We start from the raw sequence: 3,426 nt of genomic DNA, 5'->3' as shown, positions 1-3,426 counted from the left end.
CTGCCGAACGGGTGGTCATGCCCCTGGCCATCGACCGCACCGCCGGCTACCTGCTCAGCCCCGACTTCGGGCACACGGTGCAGGCCCTGGGGGAAACCGTGGAAAGCTGGGAATTTGCCCTGCGTTCGCTGGCCTCGCTGCAGGTGGGGCTGATGGGCCAGGAACAGACGTTCTTTGACGCCGGGATGCCGGTGGTGGATCCGCAGTTCCTGCCCGAGCAGTTCGACCAGGCCTGATGCTGCACGTGTCCCTGGAAAACGGGCACCCGCTGGCAATCACCGGTGAACAGGCCGACGAACTGTATGCCGGCACCCCGGCCCTGGCCGAAGCCTGCCAGGTGCTGGCCCAGGCCCCGGTTCCCCTGAGCGTGGAACACGGCGCCTTCGGCCTGGACCAGGTGGTCATTCCCCCGGAGGTGGGGCTGCACGGGCGGATCCTGAACCTGGGGGCCGGGCACTGGGCCCACCCGTTCTCCTCCCTGGCCCAGCCGCTGGCGGCGATGCAGCAGCAGTGGGATTGCGAGATCCAGGACGAGCGCATCATGCGGGCGCTGTTCGCCTACCTGGAGGAGTTCTCCGCCTACGGCACCCCGGACGAGCTCTACGCGCTGATCGACCCGGCCTGCCTGATCGCCCCGCTGGCCCAGCATGAGGCCTGGCTGCGGCTGCTGGTGGAGGCCGAACCGGCGGAGATCGAGCACTTCGCCCCGCAGATCCTGCAGACCCTGCAGATCTCCGGGTAGCGGTCCCGGGCGCGTTCACCGGCACAGAGTCCCCAGCCACGGGGCTGCCGGGGATGAGCTTGGCGATCGAAGCTGAGGCATGCGCGCGAGGCTGCGGTTTGCCGGATAATTCAGCTGACGGCAGCGCTACCTGGGGTAGTCCTGCAGCACCCGGCTGAGCAGCTGCGCCTCATCGCTGACCAGTGCATCCACCCCCTGATCCAGCAGCCGCCGCATGCTCGGCTCGTCATTGACCACCCAGACATGCACCTGCATGCCCGAACGCCGCACCGCGCGGATGAAGCGCCCGGTGGTCACCGGGATCATGCCGTGGCGCCGGGGAACCTGGACGGCCCAGAACTCCTTGGGGTATTTCGCCGGAACCCGCCCGATCAGATGGGCCCAGAGCCAGATGCGGGTCATTTCCCGGGTGCGGGCTGGTGCGCACCGGGCGGGAGAGCAGGTGGGCGGTGGCCCGGGTGCGGGCGGTGTCGAAGGAGGCCAGCGCCACCCGGTCATGGCTAGCGGTGCGCTCAATGACCTTGGCCAGCGGCGCAATGACCGCCACGTCCTTCACATCGATGTTGAACATGACATCGGGGAAGGCGTTGATGAGCTCTTCCAGGGTGGCCAGCGACTCGGTGCCGGCCCGCAGCGCGCCGACCTGCTCGGCGCTCAGGTCGTTGAACCGGCCGGTCCCGGCGGTGATGCGCTCCAGGGTTTCGTCGTGGAAGGCATAGACGGTCTGGTCGCTGGTGGCGCGCACGTCGGTTTCGAAATGGCGGATCCCGGCCGCATAGGCGCGCTGAAACGCGGCCAGCGTGTTCTCCTCGGCGCCGCGGCGGTACCCGCGGTGGCTGAAACCGTACTTCACTTCAGCAGCCGTTCGATCACCTGGGCCACCCCGTCCTGGGAAAACGGCGGGGCGGTCAGCCGTGTGGCGGCCAGCGTCTCGCGGTGGCCATCGGCCATCGCATACCCATGCCCCACGAACTGCAGCATTTCAATGTCATTGGGCATGTCCCCGAACGCCATGATCTCCTCGGGCTTGATGTCCAGTTTGCGGGCGTACTCATCCAGCGTGTGCGCCTTGTGGATCTCCAGGTGCGCCATCTCCAGCAGCGAGACGTCGGTGGCCGAATGGGTCAGCCACAGCAGCTGGGACAAATCCGGGTACACGGCCTGGTAGAACTCCTCGACCGGCAGCCCCGGCGAGCGCGCCAGGAACTTCACGATCCCCTCCGTGTCCAGCTCCTGGCTGTGCAGGTCCAGTTCCGCCAGGGAGCCCAGGGTGCGCCCGGCCTGGGCGAACCCGTGGCCCAGGTGCAGGCCCTTGGTGGTTTCGGCGGCGAAGCTGGCCTGGGGTTCATGGTGTAGGATGATCTGCTGGGCCTGGCGGGCGGTGGCGATGTCGATGGTCTGCGCCCACAGCACCTGGTCGTTTTCCAGGTCGTACAGCACCGCCCCGTTGGAGCAGATCACCGTTCCCAGCCCGCCAAAAGCGTCCACGATCGGGGTCAGCCAGCGGTAGGGCCGTCCGGTCACGAAGACGATGTGGATCCCGGCGGCCCGGGCGGCCAGGAACGCGTCCCGGGTGCGGGCCGAGATCTGCCCGGTTCCCGAGACGATCGTGCCATCCAGGTCGGAGGCGATCATCTTGATCACGCCAGCTCCCGGCGGTAGGCGGATTCGCCCCGGCCCGGGTGACGGTGACGGCCGCGGCCTTCGAGGCGAAGTCCAGGGCGGCCTGCAGCTCCTGCAGGCTCACCGCGGCCAGCCGCTCACGCTGCCCGGCGCCGATCAGCCGTGGTCGGCGAACCAGCACAGCAGCGCCGCGGTGAACGAGTCCCCGGCGCCCACGGTGTCGGTGACCTCCACCAGCCTGGACTGCTGTTCCACGGTTCCGGCGCGCACCACCCGAAGGACCCGGCCGAACCGGCGGTGGAGACCACCATGGCAGGTCCCAGCTCCAGCCAGGCGCGGGCGGTCTGCTTGACCGAGCGCATCGGGTAGAGCCAGCGCAGGTCGATGCCCGAAACCCGCACCACGTCCGCGACGGCGACGAACTGCTCCACCTCGGCCACCGTTTGGGCGTGGTTGGACACCAGCGAGGGGCGCAGGTTCGGGTCATAGCTGATGGTCGCGTGCTGCCGGGCGCGGGTGATTAGCGGCAGCAGCTCCGCGGGGCTGAACAGGGTGGCGATCGAGCCGGTGTGCACCAGCTGGCTGCCCGGATCCAGTTCGGTGACCAGGGTGGGCATCTGCCAGAACGCGTTGAAGGCGAACGTCGCTCCCCCGGCCGGGTCCAGCACGCCATGGGCGATCACGGTGGGCTTGTCATCGGCGCCGCCCAGGAACTTCACCTGGTTCTCGGCCAGGTGCTGCTCGATGGTGCGCCCCTTCTCGTCCTGCCCCCACCGGGAAACCAGGGTGCCGGGGTAGCCCAGCCGGGCCAGCGAGACGGCCACGTTCAGCGGGCTGCCGCCCACGAACTCCTGGGGCGGGGAAATCCCGGGGGCCAGGACATCGACCAGCGCCTCGCCGATCACCGTCGGGTTCATGTGCTTCCTCCAAAGTGCCAGGGTGCCAGTTCTGCGACGCAGGCCCGCCACTGGTCGCTGGCCGGGTCAATCCACGTGTAGTGGTCCCCGCCGAAAATTTCGGTGCGGTGCTCCTGGCCGCGGGCGCGGGCCTGTGCGGCGGCC

At 68.9% G+C, this 3,426-nt stretch carries 6 protein-coding genes; 2 read left to right on the top strand and 4 right to left on the bottom strand.

Annotated elements, in window-relative coordinates; translation table 11 throughout:
- Both JCM19049_RS09990 and JCM19049_RS09985 read left to right on the top strand, forming a co-directional pair.
- On the top strand, window positions 1-236 hold a 236-nt coding region (locus JCM19049_RS09990; protein WP_279402913.1), incomplete at its 5' end, for a hypothetical protein.
- On the top strand, window positions 236-742 hold the full coding sequence (locus JCM19049_RS09985; protein WP_054821509.1) for a hypothetical protein: 507 nt from the start codon (window positions 236-238) through the stop codon (window positions 740-742). The genes JCM19049_RS09990 and JCM19049_RS09985, both read left to right, overlap by 1 nt.
- Before the next feature lie 126 nt (window positions 743-868).
- Here the strand turns inward: JCM19049_RS09985 and JCM19049_RS20025 are convergent, their stop codons facing one another.
- From JCM19049_RS20025 to JCM19049_RS09970, 4 genes are all read right to left on the bottom strand, one after another.
- Window positions 869-1,048: a glycerophosphodiester phosphodiesterase family protein gene (locus JCM19049_RS20025; RefSeq protein ID WP_279402912.1), complete on the bottom strand. Its 180-nt coding sequence runs from the start codon at window positions 1,046-1,048 to the stop codon at window positions 869-871.
- Window positions 969-1,595, bottom strand: coding sequence for a glycerophosphodiester phosphodiesterase family protein (locus JCM19049_RS09980; protein ID WP_054821508.1), 627 nt, complete (start codon window positions 1,593-1,595; stop codon window positions 969-971). Before JCM19049_RS09980 ends, JCM19049_RS20025 begins: the two co-directional genes overlap by 80 nt.
- Complete coding sequence (locus tag JCM19049_RS09975) at window positions 1,592-2,377, bottom strand: Cof-type HAD-IIB family hydrolase (RefSeq protein ID WP_054821507.1); 786 nt, start codon at window positions 2,375-2,377, stop codon at window positions 1,592-1,594. The genes JCM19049_RS09980 and JCM19049_RS09975 overlap by 4 nt, the downstream gene beginning before the upstream one ends.
- 125 nt (window positions 2,378-2,502) lie before the next feature.
- Window positions 2,503-3,282, bottom strand: coding sequence for a PfkB family carbohydrate kinase (locus JCM19049_RS09970; RefSeq protein WP_279402911.1), 780 nt, complete (start codon window positions 3,280-3,282; stop codon window positions 2,503-2,505).
- Window positions 3,283-3,426 lie beyond the last annotated feature (144 nt).

The sequence above is a fragment of the Arthrobacter sp. JCM 19049 genome, assembly GCF_001310435.1.
Note: the sequence above shows the minus strand (reverse complement) of the source record. Positions and strands in the feature narration are given on the sequence as shown.

What these genes read in the sequence shown, in the direction of transcription:
- JCM19049_RS09985 (WP_054821509.1), top strand. Translation starts at nt 236, where the DNA reads ATGCTGCACGTGTCCCTGGAAAACGGGCACCCGCTGGCAATCACCGGT.
- JCM19049_RS09975 (WP_054821507.1), bottom strand. Translation starts at nt 2,377, where the DNA reads ATGATCGCCTCCGACCTGGATGGCACGATCGTCTCGGGAACCGGGCAG.
- JCM19049_RS09970 (WP_279402911.1), bottom strand. Translation starts at nt 3,282, where the DNA reads ATGAACCCGACGGTGATCGGCGAGGCGCTGGTCGATGTCCTGGCCCCC.
- JCM19049_RS20025 (WP_279402912.1), bottom strand. Translation starts at nt 1,048, where the DNA reads ATGATCCCGGTGACCACCGGGCGCTTCATCCGCGCGGTGCGGCGTTCG.